Below are 22,247 nucleotides of genomic sequence, written 5' to 3'. Positions count from 1 at the left end.
ATGGATGGGATGGGCACTCTGACCCGCTACTTGGAGGAGGCCATGGCCCGGGCCCGCTACGAGCTCATAGAGGACGAGGAGCCCTACTACGGGGAGGTTCCGGACCTGCCCGGGGTCTGGGCCACGGGCAAAAGCCTAAGGGAATGCGAGGCCAACCTGCAGGCCGCCTTGGAGGACTGGCTTCTCTTCCTGATCTCCCGGGGCGAGGCCCCTCCGCCCCTGGGCGAGGTTCGCATCGAACTGCCCCATGGCGAGGCGGCTTAGGCCGGTTTCCCGGAGGGAGCTGGTGTGGACCTTCTGAAGCGCATCCTAAAGCAAGCGGGCATCGAGGAGGAGGAATGGCTGGAGTAAAGGAACGGGCGGTTTTGGTCCTGGAGGACGGCACCGTTTACCACGGCTACGCCTTCGGGGCCCGGGGGAAGACGGTGGGGGAGGTGGTCTTCAACACCGCCCAGACCGGCTACCAGGAGATCATGACCGACCCCAGCTACCACGGGCAGATCGTGGTTATGACCTACCCCCACCAGGGCAACTACGGGGTCAACGTCTACGACATGCAGTCCAACCGCCCCTGGGTGAAGGGTTTCGTGGCCAAGGAGTTCAGCCGCATCGCCTCCAACCCCAGGGCCCAGCAGACCCTTAAGGAGTTCATGGAGTTCTACGGGGTGGTGGGGATCGAGGGGATCGACACCCGGGCCCTGGTGCGCAAGATCCGCGAAGGAGGGGTGCTCAAGGGTACCATCGCCCACGCCAGCCTTTTCGGGGATCCCCAGCACGCCCTCACCCCCGAGGAGCTCGAGGCCCTCCGCCAGGAGGCCAAGGCCTGGACGGACATCGACGGGCGGGACATGACCCCCGAGGTCTCCACCCCCTTGCCCTACGCCTGGCCCACCCTGAAGTCGGGGCGGCGCATCGTGGTCATGGACTTCGGCATCAAGCACGCCATCGTGGAGAACCTGGCGGCTTTGGGCTTCGAGATCCTGGTGGTGCCGGGCAAGACCCCGGCGAGCCAGATCATGGCCCTGGAGCCCCACGGGCTTTTTATCTCCAACGGCCCCGGGGACCCCTCCATGCCCCGCTACGCCCACGAGACCATCTGGAAGCTCATGGGGCTACTTCCCACCTTCGGCATCTGCCTGGGGCACCAGCTCCTGGCCCTGGCCGCGGGGGGGCGCACCTACAAGATGAAGTTCGGCCACCGGGGGGCCAACCACCCGGTGAAGAACCTCCTCACCGGGAAGATCGAGATCACCAGCCAGAACCACGGCTACGCGGTGGACATCGACTCCCTGAAGGAGTTCAAGCCCACCCACATCAACCTGAACGACGGGACCCTCGAGGGCATGGCCCACGCCCGCTATCCCGTCTTCTCCGTGCAGTACCACCCCGAGGCCGCCCCCGGCCCCCACGACGCCCTCTACCTCTTCCGCCGCTTCCTGGAGGAGGTGGAGGCCTTCCACGGGGCCACGGGGCTTCCCGTGGAGAAGCAACGGGCGGACGGGCACGGGGTTTAGCCCGGCCCTTCCGTTTCCAGGCCGGGGCGGTCTCAGTAGTCCATCCCCCGGATGTTCCCCTCCTCGTCCACGTCGATCCCCAGGGCCTGGGGTACCTTGGGCAGGCCGGGCAGGGTCTCAATCCCTCCCATGTAGACCACCACAAACCCCGCCCCGAACCGGCACTTCAGGTCCGTGACCCGCACCCTAAAGCCTTGGGGCCTTCCCCGTAGCTTGGGGTTGTCGGAAAGGGAGGTGGCCGCCTTGGCCATGACCACGGGGAGGGCCTCGCACCCTTCCTTCTTGGCGGCCTTGAGGGCCTTCCTGGCCTCCTCGCTCCACTCCACCCCCTCCGCCCCGTAGATGCGGGTGGCGATGGTTTCCACCTTGTCCTCGAGGGGCATCTCCAGGGGATAGAGGGGCCGGTAGGCGTGGGGCAGGGAAAGGGCCTCGAGGACCTTCTCCGCCAGCTCCAACCCTCCTTCCCCCCCTTTGGCGTAGACCTCGCTTAGGGCGAAGGGCAGGCCCCGTTCCCGGGCGAACTCCCGCACCAGGGCGATCTCCTCCTCGGCGTCCGTGGGGAAGCGGTTCAGGGCGATCACCGGCTTGAAGCCGAATAGCTCCACGTTCTCCACGTGCTTTTCCAGGTTGGCGAGGCCCCTGGCCACCGCCTGGGGGTCCGGCATCTCGTAGGCATCCTGCCCCCCGTGGTAGCGGAGGGCCCGGAGGGTGGCCACCAGCACCACCGCCTCGGGGACCAGGCCTCCCGCGCGGGCCACCACGTTCATGAACTTCTCCATGCCGAGATCCGTGGCAAACCCCGCCTCCTGCACCACGTAGTCCGCCAGGCCCAGGGCGAAGAGGCTTGCCCTTAGGGAGTTGGTGCCGTGGGCGATGTTGCCGAAAGGCCCCATGTGGATGAAGGCGGGGTTCCCCTCCGCCGTCTGCACCAGGTTGGGGAGGAAGGCCTGCCGTAAAAGGGCGGCCATGGCCCCCACCGCCCCCAGGTCCTGGGCGTAGACGGGCTTCCCCCCGTAGGTGAAGCCCACCCGGATCCTTCCCAGGCGCCTCTTTAGATCCTTGAAGTCCCGGGCCAGGCTCATGAGGGCCATGACCTCGCTGGCCACGGTGAGCTCAAACCCTCCCTCCCGGGGCACCCCGTGGGCCTTGCCCCCCAGGCCTAGGACGATGTGCCTTAAGGCCCGGTCGTTCATGTCGATGGCCCTCTTGAGCTCGATGCGCCTGGGGTCGATCCCGAGCTCGTTTCCCTGGTGCAGGTGGTTGTCCAGGAGGGCGTTCAGGAGGTTCACGGCGCTGGTTACCGCATGGAAGTCCCCGGTGAAGTGCAGGTTAATCTCGTGCCGGGGCTCCACCCGGGCCCGGCCGCCTCCCGTGGCCCCGCCCTTCACCCCGAAAACCGGGCCCAAGGAGGGCTCCCGGAGGGCCAAGGCCGCCCTTTTCCCAAGCCGCCATAGGGCGTCCACCAGGCCGATGGCGGTGGTGGTCTTGCCCTCCCCGGCCGGGGTGGGGGTGATGGCGGTGACCAGGATCAGCTTTCCTTTGGCCTTAGGGGGTTCCCCCAGGACCTTGGCCATGTGGGGGCCGTAGAGGTAGAGCCTATCCCGGCTTAAGCCCAGCTTGCCGGCCACTTCCTCTATGGGTAGAAGCGCTTCCTTGACGATCACGGGCTAAGCTTACTCCGCCTTTCCAGGGAAGGAAGTCCCGCCTTGGGTGGCTAGGTGCCAGAGGTTCCGCATCAGCTCTGGCAAAGGGGTGGCCCGGATTCCCGGGGCCAGCGGGTAGGCTTCCTCCCCTGGGTACACCACAAACGCGGCCTGGGGCTTTAGGTCCGCCAGGGCCTGATGGAATCCCCGGGAGGGCTTGGGCTCCAGGCTACGCTTCACCTCTATGGCCCAGAGGGCCCCCGAGGGGAAGAGGAGCAGGAGGTCTATCTCCGCTCCCGCATGGGTACGGTAGAAAAATCCCAGTACGCCCTCCGGCGCCACCCGGAGCAGGTTTTCCACCACAAACCCTTCCCAGCTGGCGCCCACCACGGGATGCCCCAGGAGGCTTTCCCGGTCGTGGATGCCGAGGAGGGCGTGGACCAGGCCGCTATCCCGCAGGTAGAGCTTGGGGCTTTTCACCAAACGTTTACCCACGTTGGCCTCGTATGGGGGGAGGCGCCTTAAGAGGTAGAGGTCCACCAGGTGGTCCAGGTAGCGGCCTACGGTTCTCCCATCCAGCCCTAGGTTCCCCGCTAGGCGGGAGAGGTGGAGGGTTTCCCCCTGCAGGTGGGCCAGCATGGTGAGGAAGCGGCGAAGGGTTTCCGCAGGCAGCCTGCCGCCCAGGGCGGGGATTTCTCGCTCCAGATAGGTGCGAAGGAAATCCTGCCGCCAGCGGAGGCTTTGGGCGTCGCTGGGTGCCAGGAAGCTTTCGGGGAAGCCCCCCCGGAGCCAGAGGCGCTCCAGTTCCCCCGGCCCTACTTCCAGGGGATCCAGGGGGGCGAGTTCCAGGTAGCTGGCCCGGCCGGCCAGGCTTTCCCCTGCCTGGCGGGAAACCTCCGGGGACACGGACCCTAGGAGGAGGTAGAGGCCGGACCTCTTTCCCCTTCGCCGGGCCCGGTCCACCAGGCTCCTGAGGACGGGGAAAAGCTCAGGCATCCGGTGCACCTCGTCCAGGATGACCAGGCGGTCCAGATACCCTTCCAGGTAGAGTTCGGGCGCGGTAAGCTTGGCCCTGTCCCTTTCGGACTCGAGGTCCAGGTACAAGGCCCCAAGCCGATTCCCCACCGCCAAGGCCAGGGTGGTCTTTCCCACCTGCCGGGCTCCCGTGAGCACCACCACGGGTACCTGGCCTAGGCGCTCCTCGAGGACCGGTTGCAGGCGGCGGGGGATCACCCTTGAAAATATAGCATCGTAATGTCAGATTTTCAAGGATAAGCCCCGCCCTAGGGGAGGGCGGGAAACCCGCGGTTTCCCCCCGAAAGGAGGAGGGCCAGAACCTGAGGAAGCCTTTCCCCATGCTCCAGCACCGCCGCCAGGGGTAGGGCCCCGGTGGGCTCCACCACCTGCTTCGTGCGGGTGAAGAGGAGGCCCTCGGCCTCCAGGATGGCCTCCTCGCTCACGGTGAGGATGGCGTCCACCTTCCTCTTCAGGATGGGGAAGGTGTGCTGGCCCAAAGCCAGGGTCCTTACCCCGTCCGCCCGGGTTTGGGGGGCCTGGGAGAGGCGCACGATCTCACCCTTTTCCAGGCTCCTTCGGGCGTCGTCCGCCCCTTCCGGCTCCACCCCCAGGACCAGGGTGCTTGGGGAGAAGGCCTTCACCGCCGTGGCTACCCCGGCGATGAGCCCTCCTCCCCCCACCGGGACCAGGACGGCCTCCGGGAAAAGGCCCATCTCCCCCGCCTGGGCCATGAGCTCCAGCCCGGCGGTGCCCTGGCCGGCCATGACCAAGGGATCGTCAAAGGGGTGGATGAAGGCGTAGCCGGTTTTCAGGAGAAGGGCCCTCGCCACCTCCTCCCGGTTTTCCACCGTGACCCCCTGGTCCACCACCTGAGCCCCGTAGGCCCGGGCCGCCTCCTTCTTGTAGGGGCTTGCCTCCTCGGGCATGACGATGAGGGCCTTGACCCCCAGGATCCGGGCGGCGTAGGCCACCCCCTGGGCGTGGTTGCCGCTACTCACCGCAAGAAGCCCCTTGGGGTTTTCCAGGGTCAGGGCCTTGGCAAGGGCCCCCCGGGCCTTGAAGCTTCCGGTTTTTTGCGGGTGCTCGGCCTTGAGGAGGAGGCGCTTGCCCAGTAGCTCATCCATGAGCCTCGAGGTGAGGAGGGGGGTGCGGTGGATGTAGGGGCGGATGCGCTGGTAGGCGGCATGGATCTCGGTAAGCTCCACACCTCTTTATACCGCGCCCGGGTGGACACGCCGAGGAGCCTCATCCCCCTAGGCCGGGACTGGTCCCTTTATACCGCGCCCGGGTGGACACGCCCTTCGCTCCGCGCTAAAGTGGTAGGGGTATGGACTTCCTTTACACCTTGGTCATCCTTCTTTACCTGGGCGTGGCGGGGCTTTTGGTCTACCTGGTCCTGGTGCAGGAGCCCAAGCAGGGCGCCGGGGACCTCATGGGGGCTTCCGCGGACCTCTTTTCCGCCCGCGGGGTCACGGGGGGGCTTTACCGCCTGACGGTGATCCTCGGGGTCATCTTCGTGGCCCTGGCCCTGGTGATCGGCCTCTGGACCCGTTGACAAAAGCCTTCCCCCTCGGTACCATAGGCGTTGCTTGGGGCCGTGGCGCAGTTGGGAGCGCGCCTCAATGGCATTGAGGAGGTCAGGGGTTCGAATCCCCTCGGCTCCACCAGGAACCCCCCTGGGGAAACCCAGGGGGCTAGGCTTTTAACGCAACGCCCTTATCCCCAAAAGGAGGAAGAGCAGGTTGGCCCCCCAGGCCCCCACCTCCGGGGGGATGGCCCCGATCCCCGCCAAAGAGCGTCCCAGGAAGAAGACCCCGTAATACCCCAGGGCCAGGACCACACTTAGGCCCAAGGCAAGCCCGGTGCTCCGGCCATACCTCAAGGCCATGGCCGCGGCCAGGAGGACCAGGACCAGGTTGGCCAGGGGCAGGGCCAGCTTGGAGTGGAACTCCAGCCGGGCCCGCCACTTCTCCAAGGGGGCCAAGAAGGGGTCTTGGATCTTGGCCCAGGCCTCCGAGAGGCTATCCTGGCCGAAGCTGAAGGTGTCCGCATAGTCGGCGATGGCCCGGGCCCGGGAGAGGTCCGACTCCACCTCCATGATCTTGCCCTGGCTCACCACCCGGAAGACCTTGCGGGTCTGGGCCAGGAGGTCGGGGGCAGTTTCCAGCCGGGGGATCTCCTGGAAGTCGATGCGAAAGAAGCGGTAGTCCCTCAGGGTGATCCGCTTGTCCTCCCAGCTTCCCCTTTCCGCGAAGAGGAAGGTGCCCTCTTCCCCTTGGAAGGAGGCGATCCGCACCCCCACCATCTCCTTCTTCTCCATGTCGAAGTCCTCGAAGTAGAGGCTTCGCCCCTTGCCGATGGGGATCTGTAGGCCCTTTAGGCGGAAAAGCCCCGCCCCTTGGGTGTGGATCTCGTCCCACCAGGCCACCCGCACCTTTTCGTTGTAGTGGGGGACCAGCCTCTCCTGGAGGTAAAGGGCCACCCCGCTCAGCAAAGCGCCTATTCCAACTAGGGGCAGGGCCGCCCGCCAAAGGGGAACCCCCCCGGAGAGGAGGGCGAACTGGGCCCCTTCCGCGGAAAGCCTGCCGAAGACCAGGACCGTGGTGGTGACCAAAGCGATGGGGAAGACCTGCACCAGAACCCCGGGCACGTGGTAGGAGAGCCAGCGGGCCACCTTGATGAGGGGCACCCCCTCCAGCCAGCGGGCCCCGGCGTAGAAGAAGCCGAAGAGGTAGACGGCGGTGAGGAAGAGAAGGGCCAGGAGCAGAACGGGGAGGCTTTCTTTCAGGATGTGCCGGTAAAGGGTCATGGGAGGCGGGCGGCGTACTGGGCCAGGGGGCTTGCGCTAGGGGGCACCTTGGTGCTGGCCTGGACCTTTCCCGAGGCAAAGCGCAGGTATAGCCGGGCGTTTGGCCCCTGGCCCCTCAGGGTGGCCTTCCCCTCCTGGTAGGTGAAGCTTCCTAGGGCCAAGGCCTCCCGGCTCTTAAGGTTCACCACCAGGGTTTCCGCCTGGAGCCTGGGGCTTTCCGCCTGGACCCTGCCCTTCAGGACCACGATGTTCTCGGCGAAGAGGGCTAGGGCCCTTTCCGCCTTCAGGCCCTTGAAGTCGGGGTTGCTGAAGGAAAGGCCGATGAAGCGGGCCTCCTGCTTGGGGATGTCGTGCTCCAGGCTTTCCGCCAAGAAGGTCTCCTTTTGCGAAAGAAGCTCCACCTTCCTGGCCCGCACAAAGCTTCCCTCCTTATACTCTATGTAGCTCCCTTTGAGGCGGAGGCCGTTTTCGTGGTCGGTGAGGACCCCCCCCTGGGGCAGGGTGGTGACGCCGGTATCCAGGTTGACCCGCTGGGTGCCGAAGGGTTCCACGCTGAAAGCGGCGAAGCGGGCCCCCAGGGCAACGGCCAGGAAAAGGATGGCCGTGAGAAGAAGGCGGCTAAGCCCGTTCATGGCACGTACTTTACCCGAGAGTTCTGAGGAGCGCCTTAAGGCTTCCTTGGCGTATATTGTCCCCCGTGCGCCTTTTGCCTTTCGCCTTGGCCCTGGCTCCCCTCTTTCCCCCTCTCGCCCTTTTGGCCCCCCTCTTTTTGGGCCACCTGCGGCGGCTTTCCCCTTGGGCGCTGGGCCTGTTGGGGGTCTATGCCCTTTCCGTCCTCCTTCCCGCCCTTGGGGCCCCAGAGCCTTTGGCTTTTCCCTTGGCCCTGGGCCGGGTCCTTTACGTCCTGGGCCTGGTGGGCGCCGGTGTGGCCCTTTACGCGGGATCCTCTTCCCCTACCCAGGCTTTGAAGCCCTTAGGATATGGGCTTTTTCTCCTCTACATAACGGCCTTCGTGGCCACCTACTTCACCTTTGGGGACCAGGCGGTGCAGCAGAGGCTCATGCATTCCTTCCATAGCCCGGTGGGCCTGGGGTTTATGGGGGCTATGGGGGTGCTCCTTGCCGTGTATCTCCGCTACCCCTGGCCCTTCCGCCTCCTTTTGGGCCTTCTTGGGGGTGCGGTCCTGCTCCTTTCGGCAAGCCGCGGGGGGATGCTGGCCCTGCTTGTCGGGGGAGCCGGGGGGCTTCTTTTCCGGGGGCGGGGCCTTTGGGCCTTGGGGCTTGCGGGTCTTGTCCTCTTCGCCGCCTCCACCCTGGATACCCCTATCTCCGAGCGCTTCTTCCAAGCCCACCTCTCGGGGCGCGAGGGGTTATGGCTCAGGGCCCACGAGGTCTACCAGGCTCATCCCTGGACGGGGGTAGGGCCCTATGTGCTGGGGGATTACCTGAAGGGAACCCTCTTTGGGGAGTGCTTCCTTTTTCCCCTCCTCGAGGCCCGCGGCCTCACCTGCCCCAGCTGGCTTAAGCCTTTGGGGGGGCTTTGGAGCTTCGCCCACAACCATCTCCTCCAGGCCCTGGGGGAAAGCGGGATCTTTGGTGGGGTGGGGCTTCTCCTCCTGGTGGGGGGGTTTTTGGTGGCGGCCTGGGGGGAAGGGCTTCTCTTCTCCCTCCTCCTGGCCTTCGTGGCCATGGGGATGACGGATAATCCCTTCAGCGTTCCGAGCCCCTTCCGGGGGGAGATCTTCTTCCTGGTGGGGGGGATGGCCCTGGCCCGGGGGGTGAGGCTTCCCGCCACCTTGGGCCTGGCGGGGGCGGCGGCCCTCCTTTGGTCCTTGCCCTTCCTCTACCTGGCCACCAGGCCACCTACGCCCCCTCCTTCCCTGGCCTACCTGGCCTTCCCCAAGGAGGGGGTGGGGTTCTTGCGCCTGGTGGGGGCCCAGGGGTACCGGGTCCAGGTGTGGCTTTGCCAGAAGGACTGCCAGCGTGTGGGCTGGGAGTGGCGGGGGGATGAGCCTATGTATTTTCCCCTTCCCCAGGACCTGCCCAAAGGGGAGTACCGGCTTCGGGTGCTCCTCCTCAGCCAGCACCGCCTGGCCCTCAGGCCCCGCTATGTGCTGGAGAAGGAGGTGCGCTGGTGAGGGCCTTGGCTTGGCTTTTGGGCCTCGGGACCTTTGCCCTCGGGCTTTCCCTGGCCCTTTGGTCCTTGGACCAGGCCTTCCGCCTGGCCCCCCTCACCCGGGAAGCTTGCGTTCCCGGGCCTTTACCGGAGAGGGCGGAGCTATGGAGCAATGGGGTGGTGGAGATCCCCCTTTGCCGAAGGGCGCGGGTGGGGTTGGTCCTCGAGGGCACCCTGGCCCAAGGGAAAGGGCCCAATGCCTTGGTGGTGGAGGGGAGCCACGTCCTTTGGCAAGGGGAGGTGCGGGGAGTGATGGAGGTCTGGGTCAGGACCACGGGGAAAGGGACCCTGGCCTTGGCCTTCACCAATGACTTCTACCAGCCGCCCGAAGACCGGAACCTTTTCCTTAGGGCCTTGCGGGTGGAGCGCTAGCGAAGAAGGGACAGGAGGGCCAGGACTACGCCGATGGCGGCAAACACCAGCATGGCCTTGTTGAAGGCGGTGTTGATCTCCACCTTAACCTCTTGCCTGAGGGCTTCTAGCTTTTCCTCCACCCTTTGGACCCTGGACTCTAGCTCACCCCGGACTTGTTGAATCTGGGCTTCCAGCTTCTCCTCGGTCTCCTGTAGTTTGGCGTTCAGTCTGTCGAGTTGGTTTCCCAGCCGGGCTTCTGCCTGGTGGATTTGGGCCTCCAGCTTTTCCTCAGTTTCCCGGATTTGGTTTTCCAGCCGGGCTTCTGCCTGGTGGATTTGGGCTTCCAGTTTCTCCTCGGTCTGCTGGATCCGGTTTTGCAGCCGGACTTCTGCCTGCTGGATCTGGGCTTCCAGCTTGTTTTCTACCTGCTGGATGCGGGTCTCCAGCTTGTTTTCTACGTGCTGGATTTGGGCCTCCAGCTTACCTTCGGTTTCCCAGATTTTGGCGTCCAGTTCGCTGATTTGGCTTTGCAACCGGGCTTCTACCTGCTGGATTTGGGTTTCCAGCTTGTTTTCTACCTGCTGGATACGGGCCTCCAGCTTGTTTTCCGTCTGGGCCAAGCGTTCCTCTAGCGCCCCGAGCCGGGCTTCCATGTGGCCCCGGGTTTCCCTAAGCTCGGCCTTGACCTCTTCCCTCAGGGTATCGATGCGGCGGGAAAGGTCCTGGACCAAAGGGGGGAGGACCCGGATGGTGGCCTCCACCACCCCCTCCAGCTTCTCAAGCCTTTCCCCTAACCGCTCCCCCTCCACCTCGGGCATGGCCTCAGTCTAGCGTAGGGAGAGGCCGAAGGAAAGACTTTGCCCCGTGGCCTCGCCGTACTGGCCCTTCAGGATATTCTGCCAGCGTACCTCGTAGGCGAAGCACCCGTCATAGTAGCGGAAGGTGAGGCCCAGGCGGGTGATGCCCTCCCGGTTGAGCCCCACCTCGGGGGAAAGCCAAAGGGCCTGGCAGCAGGTGCGCTCGGGAAGGGGCATGGCGTAGCCCAGGCGGAGTTCCTCCAGGCTACCCCGCACATACCCCAGGCGGAGGGTGCCGAGGCCGGGGTCCTGGAACTCCCCTTCCAGCCGGTCCAGGCGCTGGCCCAAGGGGTTTTTCAGGGTGTAGCGAAGGCCAAAGGGTCCATACCGCCCCTCCAGGCTTAGGCGCTGGAACTCGTCCCGGTGCTCAAAGGTGAAAGGGGGCATGGGGGAAAGGGGCTCGAGCCTCCCCGCATAGCTGGCCCGCAGGCTGAGGTCCCCTTCCCGGAACAGGCCTTCCAGGCTTCCCCCCAGGGCCAGGTAGGGGGCGTAAGGGGTGAAGGGGTAAAAGGCGAATAGGAGGCTGGGGCTAAAGGTAAGGCTAAAGGGCCCCTCCTTCAGGGTTTCCCGGTACCCCCCCTCGAGGCCCACCGTGGTCCCCTGGCTCCTTGCCGTTTCCGCATAGCGCAGGAAGGGCCTTAGGGTGAGGTTTCCCAAACGGAAGGTGGGGGTGTAGCGGGCTTCCAGCCTGGGGGTGTCGGTGTCGGGAGGGTTGGGGCTTGCGGCGAAGAGGAGGTCGTCCCAGTAGGCCTTAACCCCGGGGGCGTAGCCCAGCTGCACCTCGGCACCCCGGCCGCCTTCCCGTAGGCCCAGGCGCAGGGCTTCTTGGGAAGTGCCCAGGCCTGAGGCCAGAAGGGTGAACCTTCTTGGCCACTGCCCGATCTCATCGCCAGGCCTGGGGAGGGGAAAGTCCTGTAGGCCCAGGGTCCAGCCCCCGGTATCCGAGCTGGAAAGGATCAAGGGGTTTTTGAGGTCGGGCCTCCGGTTCACGTTGGCCCGGGCTTCCTCCAGGGGAACCTCGAGGCCCCAAAGCCCCAAGGTGGCGTCTCCCTTAAGCTCCCCGGTTCGCACCAGGAAGGTGGCCTCTTCCATGGCCAGGCGCACATCCTCCCCGCAGGGGCAGGGGGTGGCCAGGAAGCCCTTGAGCTGGGCTTCCTCCCGGGTGAAGGTGGCTTCCTCCGCCCGCACCCGGTAGGCGGGGCTTTCCAGAAGGATGCCCCTTCCCTTCAAGGGAGTTCCCAGGGCCAGCGAGGCCACCTCCGCCTTCAGCTGCCCCTGGGCCAGGCGTACCTCCTTGAGCTCCTTTCCCAAGAGCACCCTGGCCTCCACCCGCCAGCCCTCGGCCTCGCCCTTTAGGCCTTCCGCCTGGAAGCTTCCTTCCTGGTAGCGGAGGCGGGGGGCTTCCAGATAGAACCCTTCCCGCTCCAGGCAGGCCCTTCCCTCAAAGACCAGGACCTCGCCATCATAGCTCAGCTCTTCCCCCCCGAGGAGGCCCGCTTCCGTCTCCAGGGTGTAGGGCCTCCCCTCGCAGGGCCCCGCCAAGGCGGGGAGGAAGAGGAAGCCGACTAGGGAAAGGGCGCGCTTTAGGGCCCTCATGGCTTCCAGCCTAAGGGAGAGGCGGCGTAGGGAGGTGCCTCGCCCCGCTTTACCTCGCTCCGGAAAAGGCGGCTTAGGCTTACGCTTCCCCCGGTGCGCTTCGCCCGGGCGAGGGCCTCCTCCAGGAGGTGGGAAAGCTCCATCAAAAAGCGGTCCTGCCGGGCCTTGTCCACGGGCAGGGCTCCGAAGGTGAAGCAGGCGGGGTTCACCGCCTGGCAGTGCCTTTCCAGGTGGAGCCTCCCCCCAAGGAAGTAAAGCCGCCATCCTCCCAGGTCCACCCGGTACCCTGCCCTTAGGAGGTCCCGGTACTGGAGGGAGAGGGCCTCCCACAGGGCCCGGGCCTCCTCGCCCCCGGGACTTAGGCTGTACCGCCACGCCTTGGCGCCCCCCCGCCGTGAGGGTCTGGCTTTGGGTGAGCCCCCAGTCCTGGGCCAGGGCGAGGAAGAGGAGGAAGAATAGGAACCACATAGGGGCATTCTAACCGGCTTGGCCCTTGATCCGGGTTCTGCCTCTGGTATAGTCCCTAAGCGGATAAGGCCCCTTTCCGGGGCGGGGGGGTTATACATGGTGCGGCGCCTGGGGCATCCGGGGGGAGCTATGAGGTAGCACACGAAGGAATCAGAGGCCGGGAGCATGGGTGCAAGTTGTGAGTTGAGGTATCATGTTGTGAGTTGAGGTATCATGGGGGCGTATGGCGGAGAGCAAGCCGAGGTTCTCAGGCCCAAGACGCAGTCTGCAACGGGCGTGCATCAGTTCGTAGGGAGGCTTTGCAAGAATGCTGTTACGGCATAGCGCCATGTACCTGGTGGCCACGGGAGTGCCTGGGCTCGTAAACTTCCTCGCCATCGCCATTTACACCCGGCTGCTCTCCGCTGAGGAGTATGGGCGCTATGCACTGGTAATTGCAGGAGTTGGGCTCTTCAATGCCGTCTTTTTCCAATGGCTTAAGCTCGCTTTACTGCGTTTTCTTCCCGCCCATCGCGACGACCCCACGCCCCTGCTTTCTGCCATTCTAACTGGGTTTTCTGGCATGATCCTACTGACCGGCGCATTGGGATTATTGGCCGGGAGTCTTTGGCCCGATCCCACGTGGCGCAGTCTGCTTCTAGTGGCGCTCCCAGTGTTATGGGCTCAAGCCTGGTTCGAGCTCAACTTGGAAGTGGCCCGTAGCCAGTTGCAGCCAGGGCGCTATGGGCTGATGAGCAGCGTCAAGGCGGTAAGCGCCCTTTTTCTGGGTGCCCTCGCAGTCCTTTGGGGGCTTGGGGCAAAGGGGCCTCTCTTAGGGCTGCTCGTTGGATTCCTCGTCGCCTCCCTTCTTTGGGGTAGATCTAGGTGGAAGGGGGTCGCCCCGAAAATATCCATAAGCCGCCTGAAGCCGATCTTAGCTTACGGTGTACCCCTTACGGCCAACTTTGCCTTAGCGTTTGTTGTGAGCAGCTCGGACCGCTTTCTCATCGCGTGGTTCCTGGGTGAGGGAGCGGCGGGTGTCTACGCAGCTTCTTACGACCTCGCACAACAGTCACTTACATTATTGATGACAGTTGTAAACCTCGCCGCTTATCCTCTGGCGGTGCGCGCATTGGAGGTTCGGGGCGAATTGGCTGCTAAGCAACAACTCATGGAAAATGGGGAACTGTTGTTGGCCGTGGCTTTGCCGTGTGCGGTAGGTCTGGCTACGCTGGCGCCCGGAATTGCCGTTGTTTTTTTGGATACGGAGTTTCAACAGGAGGCTCCCCACCTTATCCTTCTCGTGGCTATGGCAGCCCTACTTTCAGGCATTCGCGCCTATCATTTTGACCTGGCATTTCAGCTTGGTAGGCGCACTTTAGGTCAGGTGTGGGTGATGGGTGGCGCTGCCCTTCTCAACGTCTTGCTGAATCTTTGGTGGATACCTGCGTTTGGCTTGTTGGGCGCGGCTTGGGCCACAGTGGTCGCTTACGCCGCCGCCCTGCTGATGAGCGCGTATTTAGGACGAAGAATTTTTGCCGTCCCTGTGAACTGGAGGTCCGTTGGGAAAGTTACATTTGCCACTGCGGTCATGTTGCCAATTCTTCTGGTTGGACGAACCTCCGAGAATTGGTTCGCCTGGGTTGGTGCTGGTATGGGAGCCGCTGTCGTTTACGGTGTTTGGCTACTTCTCCTTGATGTAGGCGGGCTGCGCTCCAAAATGTTAGGACTTCTTAGGAGGCTAAGGCATGCGGTACGATGAAACACGTCGCCTTGCTCTTTTTCTTCCCTCACTTCGCGGCGGCGGCGCCGAGCGGGTGATGGTGCATCTGGCGCGGGGCTTCGCCGAACGGGGCTTCCAGGTAGACCTGGTGCTGGCTAAGGCGGAGGGACCTTACCTGGCCGAGGTGCCGCCTTCCGTGCGCGTTGTGGACTTAAGAGCCTCCCGCGTGCTATTTTCTCTGCCGGGCCTGGTACGTTACCTCCGGAAGGAGCGACCCCATGCCTTGCTCTCTGCCTTAGATCACGCTAACGTCATCGTCTGCTTGGCTCACCGCTTGGCGCGGGTGCCGAGCTGGCTCGTGATTAGCGAGCACAACACGTTATCGGCGTCGCGCCCGAAGAACGCCCGTGAGCGCCTTCTGCTGTGGTTCATGCGCTGGACCTACCCTTGGGCGGACGCGGTAATCGCTGTATCCCAGGGAGTGGCCGAGGACCTGATACACCTTACCGGCCTTCCCCGGGAGAAGATTCAGGTGATCTACAATCCTGTGGTGACTCCGGAACTTTTCGCCAAGGCCAGGGAACCTTTGGACCACCCGTGGTTGGCCTCCGGGGAGCCGCCGGTGATCTTGGGTGTCGGGCGCCTGACCGAGGAAAAGGACTTTCCGACCCTTATCCGGGCGTTTGCCTTGGTGCGAGCGCAACGCCCGGCGCGGTTGATGATTTTGGGCGAAGGGGAGCTTCGGCCTCAACTGGAAGCGCTCGTGCATGAGCTGGGCCTGCAGGACGACGTCGCACTGCCGGGGTTTGTGGAGAACCCGTATGCTTACATGGCCCGGGCGGCGGTGTTCGTCCTTTCGTCTCGGTGGGAGGGTTTTGGTAACGTTCTTGTCGAAGCCATGGCCTGCGGTACGCCGGTGGTCAGCACCGACTGCCCGAGCGGGCCACGGGAGATCTTGGACCATGGAAAGTACGGTAGGCTTGTACCGGTAGGCGATGTGAAAAGCCTAGCCGAAAGCATTCTCAAAACGATGGATGAGCCGCCTTACCGTGATTTAAGCAGAGTAGCCGAATTCACTCTCGAGAAAAGTCTAGAGAGATATGAGGCAGTCCTTGGCGTCTAAACGTGAAGTCTCCCTAGAAGGCATTACCCTCTTTGCTATATTTATGGGCACTGCCCTGCTATCTTTGCGCACCCCCACTGGGGAGGAGCTAATACCCTATGCGCCCTACTTCATGCTTGCTCTACAGTTGACGTTTGCTATCACGGCTCTAGGGCACGTCCGCCTTCGCTTGAGTAAGGAGTATCAACCTGTGCTAGCCACCTTTTTGCTCCTAGGCTTCTTGTTCATGCTATCATTCAGCACCGCCTACTGGAGCTCTTACCCGGATTTGGTGGCACAGCGCTCACTGCTGGTCTTTGTTCCCTTGTTGTTGGTTGTCCTGTTGTCTTGGTCCGACCCGAATCCGAAAGCGACGTTTACCCTCGTTAGTCGCGGTTTGGTGGCTTTCGCGTCTTCACTTTCGGTTATAGGTTTACTTTTGTACTTTTTGGGCACCCAAGTGGTGCTGGAGGGCGTTCGAGTACAGACTCTCTCCCTGGGTCCAGTAGCCCTATCGCAAGCTTTATATGGCGTGCCTCCGTTTTTGCGAATAAGTTCCCTTACCGGCAATCCCAATACGCTGGCGATGTGGATTTTCGTTGGTACCGTGCTTACGATTTACCTGTTGCATAACCGGCAGTTAGGCCGACTCATAGGGATGCTGCTTCTTGGCTTGCAATTCACAGCCCTCCTCTTTACGTTTTCGCGAACAGGAATAATAGCAACTATTATTGGGGTTGGTTTCTACTCCCTTTGGTCAGGAGGGAGCGTAAGTGAGAGCCTCAAACGGCTATTTTGGGGCGTGCTGGTGGTTATTCTTGGAATCGCTGTATTCACCGCTCGAGATACAACATCTGTTGAGTCATCGGCCTTTGACCTCAACATGCGGGATGACATCTGGGCCTCACTCATTAGCTCCTTCCTGGAGAAACCAATTACGGGGGTTGGGTTTGGTGTTTCGAACGAAGCGGTTTTGCTACCTAGTGGCATAGATCGGGCTGGACACAACGCCCATTTACAAATACTGGTCGAGACCGGACTACCAGGATATTTGCTCTTCCTCGCAACCTGCTTGCTTGTGTTGATGACTGCCTGGAGAAGGATGGCCAAGGCCTGGTCGTCGGGGCAAGTAACGCCGCTGGCAGCAGTATCTGCAATATTGGTCTCACTGCTGGTTAACCAGCTGGCTGAGGGATCAATCCTGCGTTACGACTTTCACACCTTTTTCTGGGGTTACCTTCTTGTGGCCGGGAGTCATCCAGGAATGATGGGTGGGAAATCGTGATTAAGCGGCGACATGAGGCGGGATCATCGCGATGTTGATTGTTCTTGGCACGCTTCGCTTACCGAGGTTGAGAGTATGGGGGGATCGCCTTTACCATGTCGCCAGGATTCCCAATGAGAGAGGGGTCGTATGAAGGTTCTCCACATCACCACCGGCCTCAACGACGGCGGCGCAGAAGCCGTCCTTTATCGTCTCGTGTGCCACGACGGGCCGGAGCGCCATCATGTCGTGTCGCTGATGGACGAGGGCAAGTACGGCCCCCTCCTCAGGCAAGCTGGGGCCCGGGTCACCTGTCTTAACATGCCCCGCAGGCGGTTGACGCTCAAGGGGCTTTGGCGCCTCTGGCGTCTGCTGCGCACCGACCGCCCGGATGTCGTTCAAACGTGGATGTACCACGGCGATCTCGTGGGTGGGGTGATCGCCCGGCTCGCCGGCGTGCGTCGGGTGTGTTGGGGTATTCACCACACGACACTAGAACCCGGCAAGTCGGCCCGAACCACCATTTGGATCGCCCACCTTAACGCGAGGCTTTCGCGCTGGGTGCCGCACGCGATCGTGTGCTGTGCGGAAAAGGCGCGCGAAGTGCATGCGGCTTTGGGCTATGCCGCGGACAAGATGGTAGTGATTCCCAACGGGTATGACCTCGGGCAATTTCGCCCCGACCGGGAGGCGCGGGAGCGGCTGCGCCGGGAGTGGCAAATCGCGGACGGCACGTTTCTGATCGGTATGGTGGGGCGCTTCGATCCACAAAAGGATCACGGAAACCTTATCGCCGCCTTGAGCCGCCTCACGCAAAGGGGCATGCCCTTTGTTTGCGTTCTGGTGGGCAAGGACTTGCTGCCCGACAATCCCTCAATCTCGCAGCAGATCGCCGCGCATGGACTCGGCGAAAACGTGCGCCTCTTGGGCCAGCGCACAGACATCCCCGCCGTGATGAATGCTCTCGATGTGCACGTGCTGTCCTCTTACGGAGAGGCCTTTCCGAACGTCCTGGCCGAGGCTATGGCCTGCGGCACGCCGTGTGTGGCGACGGATGTCGGGGACGCGGCGCAGATCGTTGGCGAAACGGGTTGGGTGGTCCCGCCGCGCGACCCGGATGCTTTGGCGGATGCCATCCAAGCAGCATGGACCGAGTGGTCGCGCCAGAAAGGCCGATGGGGCCTGCGGCAACAAGCGGCACGGCAGCGGGTGGCGGAGCGCTTCAGCATAGAGCGGATGACGGAGGCCTACCGTGCTATCTGGGGATTCTGCGTTGAAGGACGGTAAGGACATGGACGGACTGGGCATTCGGCGAACCGATTTGCCAGACACATCAGTAGCGCTTTATCGGAGGGAAGACGATAAAGGCATGAATAGGCGTACGGTTGTGGTCTTTGCCCCCCTTTCGGTTATTCACTCCGAGGCCCTTCACGCTGCCACCCTGGCCACCCAGGTGGGAGGCAAGCCCTCCCGGGCTAGAACTTGGGCCACAAAGGAAAAGGCCGTCACCACCGCCGTCACCTGCCGACTAACCGCCTTAAGGTAGCAAAGCGTAAACGGGTCGTAAGCAAGGGGCGGGGCTCAAGGCCCCGCCCCCAGGTCCTTATGCCTAGCGGCCCTTAAGCTCCACCTTCTCTGCGGCGATGGTGGTTCCGGAAAGAGTCCCTTTTACCTCCACGCGGTCTCCGTTCTGCAAGAGGGTGAAGAAGTCCGCCCGGCTATAGGTTTGGTCGCGCCACTCAAAGCGGGTAGCCTCTGTGGTGGTCACGGTGTATCCCAGTAGCTGGAAGGTGTAACTGGTGGCATCCAGGTGGGAAACTGGGCCCCCCCACTCCTCCATCCCCTCGCCGTCCTGGTTGGTTTTCACCTCCACCCTGACGGCATAGTAGCGCATGTCGGCATCGGTCCGGGTGGGGTCGTACTGCACCTCCACGTAGTCCCCCACCTGGATGTCGGCGAAGGCGATGGGGCCGTCGGGGTCATCGCGTTTGAGGACGGTGTTGGCGTCCACGTAGAAGCCAAGGCTCCCCAGGGAGAAGGTATTGCCCTGGTGATCTATGGCGCTCACCGTTCCCTTGGCCTCCGCCTTGGCCGGGTAGCTCTTGGGGTACTTTACCTTCACCAGTTGGGCGTGGAAGAGGGTAGGGTCGTTGGCATCCACCTGGCCCTTGGCCTCCACGTAGGCCCCGTCGACCAAAGTGCCCACCACGTTGGCGGCGCTATAGTCCACGGTGTAGCCAAGGAGCTGGAAGGTCTTTTGGGTGGGATCGAGCCCGAGGATGGGTCCTTCCAGCTCCACCCGCCTCGAGGCTCCGAACTGGTTGTTCCCCGAGGTCTTGAACACCACCTTTGTAGCCTGAATGAGGGTACCGGAAAGGGTTCCCTTCACCTCCACCCACACCCCCTCCCTGGGGGTTCCCACCACATGGGCTTGGCCGTAGTCCACCGTGTAGCCGTTCAGGGTGAAGCGCTTGGCCGGCTCATCCAGGTTGGTGGCCCGGCCTTCCAGCTCCACCTCGTTGTCCAGCCCCACCTCGTTGTTTCCCCTGGGGTGGCGTTCAATATAAGTGGCGAGGATGCCGGTTTCTGTAGCGGTTCCCTGGACCTCCACCACATCTCCTATTGCGAGATCGGAAAGGAGCAGGGTGCGGTAGGAACCCCCCACCTTTTCATAAATCCGGGTGTTGGCATCGGTGAGGACCTGTTGGCCAAGGACCGTGAGGGTTCCGGCGTTCACGTCCAGGGCAGCGATGGGGCCTTTGAGTTCTACCTGCACCTCGAGGCTCTGGAGGCGGAGGGTGTTTCCCTGGTCGGTTCCCTGAGCCACCACCACCATGCCCGGCAGGACCGAGCCGCCATAGGGTTCCCCCTCCTTGGTCAGGGATGTTCCTTGCAGGTCCAAAGGCTTGCCCAGAAGGGTGGGCTTGGTTTCCGTGCCCCCCACCACCCCCGCCACCTGGACTGCCTGGGGAGTGGACCCCGAGGGGTTCATCTGGCAGGACGCCAGGATGGCTAGGCCCAGCGCCAGCCAGACCAGCCGCGAAAAGCGCACCTCCTTAGCCATGGTTCACCTCCGGTAGCCATTCTAACCCATCCCCGTAAACGGAGCGTAAACGTCCCCCCCGTGAGGCTGATGCCTGGGGGGGGCTTTACGACTTAATCTTACCACGGCCCCCTTTTCGGATATTCACCTGCGTACTCACCTCACGCCACCACCCGCAACACCCGGGTGATGGGCAGACCCGCCTGCCCAAGAAGCTGGGCCACCACGCTCCAGGCCATCACCCAAGCTTCCACTTGCAGGGCCACCGCCTTCAGCCCCCGTACCCTCCCCACCGCCCCCACCAGCCCCATCGGCCCCTTCAGCAGACCAAAAACCGTCTCCAGCTCCCACCGCCGCCCCAAAAGCCTCCGGTACGCACCTCTCCCCCGCCGCCGCAGGTTCAAAAGCCGCCCCCTCCCCTTTGGCCTTCCCCGTCTCCGGTTATGCCCCGTCACCAGAAGCATCCCTCGCCTCCTCGCCAACCGAAAGTTGGCTTCCCCCTCGTAGGCCGCGTCCGCCACCACCACGGGGGGCTTCTCCCCAGGAAACCTCTCCACCCCCCAGAGCATCCCCCGCCCCACCGGGGAGTCGTGCCATGAGGCCGGGGTCACCCGTAGGGCCAGCACCTCCCCCGTGTCCAGGTCCACGAGGAGGTGGAGCTTGTACCCATAAACCCAGCCCCCATCCGAGCCCACGCCCCAAGCCGCCTCCCCATCCGACCTCTGGGCGGGGAGAAGGGTGGCGTCCATGGCCAGCACCCGCCTCCCCCGGCCCACCCGCTTCCCTCCCCGCAGGAGGGGCCAGGGTAGCTTCCGGCTCCGCTCGCTGAGGGTGGCAGAGGAGGGAACGCGCTCTAGACCGAGGCGCTTGCGGAGCCTAGGGTTGCGGGCCAGTTCCCGGCGCATGCGTTCGCTGGAGAAGCCCAGGAGGGCGCGGACCAGGTGGAAGAGAAAGAGGCTGAGGTCGGAGAAGGTCCTGGGCCTGCCGGGTTTTCTCTCCCCTTCTGGCAAGCGGGCTTGGAGCCATGCCTGGAGCAGGGGGACCAGTTCCTCCAGGGGCAGGGGTAGGATGGAAGGGGGCGTCTGGTGTTCTTCCACAGCTCACCAAGCGCCCCCTTTTCCTTTGGCTTGTCAAGGGGGTATGCATTGAATATCCGAAAGGGGGGGTGGTCTTTGGTTATCTCCAGCTTATGCGACCCTGGCCAGCCGCTTCACCAGCAAGCGTATCATGCCTACCCAGACTCCCGTTACCTAAGGAAGGAGGGTACTCGTAATCTTTTCCCAGCCCTCGGTTTTGCCCTATGCAGGCGAAGATCCGCTCCACCCACTTGGACAGGGGCTTGAACCCACCTTCCCGCGGAATCTCCAGCACCTTCTCCCCCTCCCGCACCCAGACCCCCGCATCTCCGCGTAGGGACAGGCCACCCCCTAAAGCTCCAACCCCAGGGCTGCTTCCCCGCTAGGGGAACACCTTGAAGAAGCTTCAGGAACGGTATGCCCCCCGTACACAGACGCTTACCACGTAAATCTTGACACGACCCACGGCCCCATAGTGGTAGCCTCACTCAGGGTTAGGAAACATGCGCCTCCTCTACCTCATCACCCGCAGTGAACCCGGTGGAGCCCAGGTGCACCTCCTGGAGCTCCTTCGGGGCTTTAAGGACCGGGCCGAGCTCCACCTGGGGGTGGGGGAAGACCGGGATGGGTTTCTCATCGAGGAGGCCCGCGCCCTCGGGGTGCAGGTCCACATCCTCAAGCACCTTCTCCACCCCATCCGCCCCCACGAAGACCTCCTTGGGCTTTTTGAGGTGGCCAGCCTCTTAAAGCGGGTAAACCCCCACCTCCTCCACGCCCACTCTTCCAAGGCAGGCTTTTTGGGAAGGCTTGCGGCGAGGGCCTTGGGGGTGAAAAGCGTGTACACCGCCCACGGCTGGGCCTTTACCGAGGGGGTGCCGAAGGGGCGTAGGGTCCTGGCCCTCGCCATGGAGCGCTTGGCGGGCAGGCTTTCTGACCGGGTGATCGCCGTGTCCCGCTACGACCAAGACCTCGCCCTCCGCCACCGGGTGGTCCCTCCGGAGAGGCTCCGGGTGGTGCCAAACGGCGTGCCGGACACTCCTTTGCGGGCCTGCCCCGAGGCCCATCCCCCGAGGCTCGTCATGGTGGCCCGTTTCGCTCCTCCAAAGGACCACGCCCTCCTCCTCCGGGCCCTTGCGGGCCTAAAGGGGCTTCCCTGGACCCTGGACCTCGTGGGGGAGGGGCCCCTCCTTGAGGAGGCGAGGGGGCTTGCCGGGGAGCTTGGCCTTACCGAGCGGGTGCGTTTCCTGGGGCCGAGGCGGGACGTGGCGGCGGTTTTGGCAGAAGCCCAGGTCTTCGTCCTCACCTCCAACTGGGAGGGCCTTCCCCTTTCCGTGCTGGAGGCCATGCGGGCAGGGCTTCCCGTGGTGGCCACAGACGTAGGCGGGGTGGGGGAAGCGGTGGTGGAGGGAAAGACGGGGTTTTTGGTGGGGCGGAAGGATGAAGCAGGCTTAAGGGAAAAGCTTTCCCTTCTCCTAGAGAACCCCGCTTTACGGGCCTCCATGGGCGAGGCAGGAAGAAGGCGGTACGAGGAGGCCTTCACCCTGGAGAGGATGCTCCTTGAGACCTGGAGGGTCTATGAGGAGGTCCTGGGTTAGGGCTTTTCATGCTCCGTTCATGCCTTCTTGGG

At 63.6% G+C, this 22,247-nt stretch carries 21 protein-coding genes and 1 tRNA gene; 12 read left to right on the top strand and 10 right to left on the bottom strand.

What is annotated here, in order from left to right; translation table 11 throughout:
* Together MI302_RS10775 and carA are read left to right on the top strand one after the other, a co-directional pair.
* Positions 1 to 264, top strand: coding sequence for a type II toxin-antitoxin system HicB family antitoxin (locus MI302_RS10775; protein ID WP_126202903.1), 264 nt, complete (start codon positions 1 to 3; stop codon positions 262 to 264).
* Between the two features lie 74 nt (positions 265 to 338).
* Positions 339 to 1,514, top strand: a complete 1,176-nt coding sequence (carA, locus tag MI302_RS10770; protein WP_239725780.1) for a glutamine-hydrolyzing carbamoyl-phosphate synthase small subunit — start codon at positions 339 to 341, stop codon at positions 1,512 to 1,514.
* 32 nt (positions 1,515 to 1,546) lie between these two features.
* Here carA and MI302_RS10765 read toward each other — a convergent pair whose 3' ends face one another.
* Genes MI302_RS10765 through MI302_RS10755 form a run of 3 tightly spaced genes read right to left on the bottom strand, consistent with a single transcriptional unit; the run spans position 1,547 to position 5,379 of the window.
* A complete protein-coding gene (locus MI302_RS10765) occupies positions 1,547 to 3,178 on the bottom strand; it encodes a formate--tetrahydrofolate ligase (protein WP_239725779.1) in 1,632 nt (543 codons plus the stop codon).
* 9 nt (positions 3,179 to 3,187) lie between these two features.
* Entirely contained in the window at positions 3,188 to 4,390 is a 1,203-nt protein-coding gene (locus MI302_RS10760; RefSeq protein ID WP_239725778.1) for an ATP-binding protein, read from the bottom strand.
* A 50-nt stretch (positions 4,391 to 4,440) separates the two neighbouring features.
* Positions 4,441 to 5,379, bottom strand: coding sequence for a threonine/serine dehydratase (locus MI302_RS10755; RefSeq protein ID WP_239725777.1), 939 nt, complete (start codon positions 5,377 to 5,379; stop codon positions 4,441 to 4,443).
* A gap of 122 nt (positions 5,380 to 5,501) precedes the next feature.
* Between MI302_RS10755 and secG the strand changes: the two genes are divergently transcribed.
* Together secG and MI302_RS10745 are read left to right on the top strand one after the other, a co-directional pair.
* Positions 5,502 to 5,729: a preprotein translocase subunit SecG gene (gene secG / locus MI302_RS10750; RefSeq protein ID WP_239725776.1), complete on the top strand. Its 228-nt coding sequence runs from the start codon at positions 5,502 to 5,504 to the stop codon at positions 5,727 to 5,729.
* A gap of 36 nt (positions 5,730 to 5,765) precedes the next feature.
* Positions 5,766 to 5,841 (top strand) — tRNA-Ala (locus MI302_RS10745).
* Between the two features lie 35 nt (positions 5,842 to 5,876).
* Here MI302_RS10745 and MI302_RS10740 read toward each other — a convergent pair.
* On the bottom strand, positions 5,877 to 6,983 hold the full coding sequence (locus MI302_RS10740) for an LptF/LptG family permease (RefSeq protein WP_239725775.1): 1,107 nt from the start codon (positions 6,981 to 6,983) through the stop codon (positions 5,877 to 5,879).
* Positions 6,980 to 7,615, bottom strand: a complete 636-nt coding sequence (locus MI302_RS10735) for a hypothetical protein (protein ID WP_239725774.1) — start codon at positions 7,613 to 7,615, stop codon at positions 6,980 to 6,982. The genes MI302_RS10740 and MI302_RS10735 overlap by 4 nt, the downstream gene beginning before the upstream one ends.
* 65 nt (positions 7,616 to 7,680) lie before the next feature.
* Here MI302_RS10735 and MI302_RS10730 point away from each other — a divergent pair, with 65 nt between their 5' ends.
* Both MI302_RS10730 and MI302_RS10725 read left to right on the top strand, forming a co-directional pair.
* A complete protein-coding gene (locus tag MI302_RS10730) occupies positions 7,681 to 9,120 on the top strand; it encodes an O-antigen ligase family protein (protein ID WP_239725773.1) in 1,440 nt (479 codons plus the stop codon).
* Between the two features lie 5 nt (positions 9,121 to 9,125).
* The gene (locus tag MI302_RS10725; RefSeq protein ID WP_172958111.1) at positions 9,126 to 9,530 is read left to right on the top strand and encodes a hypothetical protein; all 405 of its coding nucleotides are present in this window, start codon (positions 9,126 to 9,128) and stop codon (positions 9,528 to 9,530) included.
* Here the strand turns inward: MI302_RS10725 and MI302_RS10720 are convergent.
* From MI302_RS10720 to MI302_RS10710, 3 genes are read right to left on the bottom strand one after another with little or no spacing between them, the layout of a single operon-like run.
* Positions 9,527 to 10,330 carry an ATP-binding protein gene (locus MI302_RS10720; RefSeq protein WP_239725772.1) on the bottom strand — a complete coding sequence of 268 codons (804 nt, stop codon included), beginning with the start codon at positions 10,328 to 10,330 and terminating at the stop codon, positions 9,527 to 9,529. The genes MI302_RS10725 and MI302_RS10720 overlap by 4 nt on opposite strands.
* 9 nt (positions 10,331 to 10,339) lie before the next feature.
* Complete coding sequence (locus MI302_RS10715; protein WP_239725771.1) at positions 10,340 to 11,965, bottom strand: hypothetical protein; 1,626 nt, start codon at positions 11,963 to 11,965, stop codon at positions 10,340 to 10,342.
* Positions 11,962 to 12,243: a hypothetical protein gene (locus tag MI302_RS10710; RefSeq protein ID WP_239725770.1), complete on the bottom strand. Its 282-nt coding sequence runs from the start codon at positions 12,241 to 12,243 to the stop codon at positions 11,962 to 11,964. The genes MI302_RS10715 and MI302_RS10710 overlap by 4 nt, the downstream gene beginning before the upstream one ends.
* 518 nt (positions 12,244 to 12,761) lie before the next feature.
* Between MI302_RS10710 and MI302_RS10705 the strand changes: the two genes are divergently transcribed.
* The 5 genes from MI302_RS10705 (at position 12,762) to MI302_RS10685 (ending at position 18,047) form a co-directional block, all read left to right on the top strand.
* Positions 12,762 to 14,174 carry a lipopolysaccharide biosynthesis protein gene (locus tag MI302_RS10705; RefSeq protein ID WP_239725769.1) on the top strand — a complete coding sequence of 471 codons (1,413 nt, stop codon included), beginning with the start codon at positions 12,762 to 12,764 and terminating at the stop codon, positions 14,172 to 14,174.
* Positions 14,161 to 15,258 (top strand): glycosyltransferase, encoded by a 1,098-nt coding sequence (locus MI302_RS10700; protein WP_239725768.1) that lies wholly within the window; start codon positions 14,161 to 14,163, stop codon positions 15,256 to 15,258. Before MI302_RS10705 ends, MI302_RS10700 begins: the two co-directional genes overlap by 14 nt.
* Entirely contained in the window at positions 15,236 to 16,522 is a 1,287-nt protein-coding gene (locus MI302_RS10695) for an O-antigen ligase (protein ID WP_239725767.1), read from the top strand. The genes MI302_RS10700 and MI302_RS10695 overlap by 23 nt, the downstream gene beginning before the upstream one ends.
* 129 nt (positions 16,523 to 16,651) lie before the next feature.
* Positions 16,652 to 17,788, top strand: coding sequence for a glycosyltransferase (locus MI302_RS10690; RefSeq protein WP_126209399.1), 1,137 nt, complete (start codon positions 16,652 to 16,654; stop codon positions 17,786 to 17,788).
* A gap of 82 nt (positions 17,789 to 17,870) precedes the next feature.
* Positions 17,871 to 18,047, top strand: coding sequence for a hypothetical protein (locus MI302_RS10685; RefSeq protein WP_239725766.1), 177 nt, complete (start codon positions 17,871 to 17,873; stop codon positions 18,045 to 18,047).
* A gap of 63 nt (positions 18,048 to 18,110) precedes the next feature.
* On the opposite strand, the gene MI302_RS10680 is transcribed toward MI302_RS10685, so the two are convergent.
* Both MI302_RS10680 and MI302_RS10675 read right to left on the bottom strand, forming a co-directional pair.
* Positions 18,111 to 19,565 carry a DUF5666 domain-containing protein gene (locus tag MI302_RS10680; protein WP_239725763.1) on the bottom strand — a complete coding sequence of 485 codons (1,455 nt, stop codon included), beginning with the start codon at positions 19,563 to 19,565 and terminating at the stop codon, positions 18,111 to 18,113.
* Between the two features lie 140 nt (positions 19,566 to 19,705).
* Positions 19,706 to 20,641 carry a transposase gene (locus MI302_RS10675; RefSeq protein WP_239725638.1) on the bottom strand — a complete coding sequence of 312 codons (936 nt, stop codon included), beginning with the start codon at positions 20,639 to 20,641 and terminating at the stop codon, positions 19,706 to 19,708.
* Between the two features lie 482 nt (positions 20,642 to 21,123).
* Here MI302_RS10675 and MI302_RS10670 point away from each other — a divergent pair, with 482 nt between their 5' ends.
* The gene (locus tag MI302_RS10670) at positions 21,124 to 22,215 is read left to right on the top strand and encodes a glycosyltransferase family 4 protein (RefSeq protein WP_239725765.1); all 1,092 of its coding nucleotides are present in this window, start codon (positions 21,124 to 21,126) and stop codon (positions 22,213 to 22,215) included.
* The last annotated feature ends 32 nt before the right edge of the window (positions 22,216 to 22,247 follow it).

This window comes from Thermus sp. NEB1569, assembly GCF_022385295.1.
Taxonomy (GTDB): domain Bacteria; phylum Deinococcota; class Deinococci; order Deinococcales; family Thermaceae; genus Thermus; species Thermus scotoductus.
Note: the sequence above shows the minus strand (reverse complement) of the source record. Positions and strands in the feature narration are given on the sequence as shown.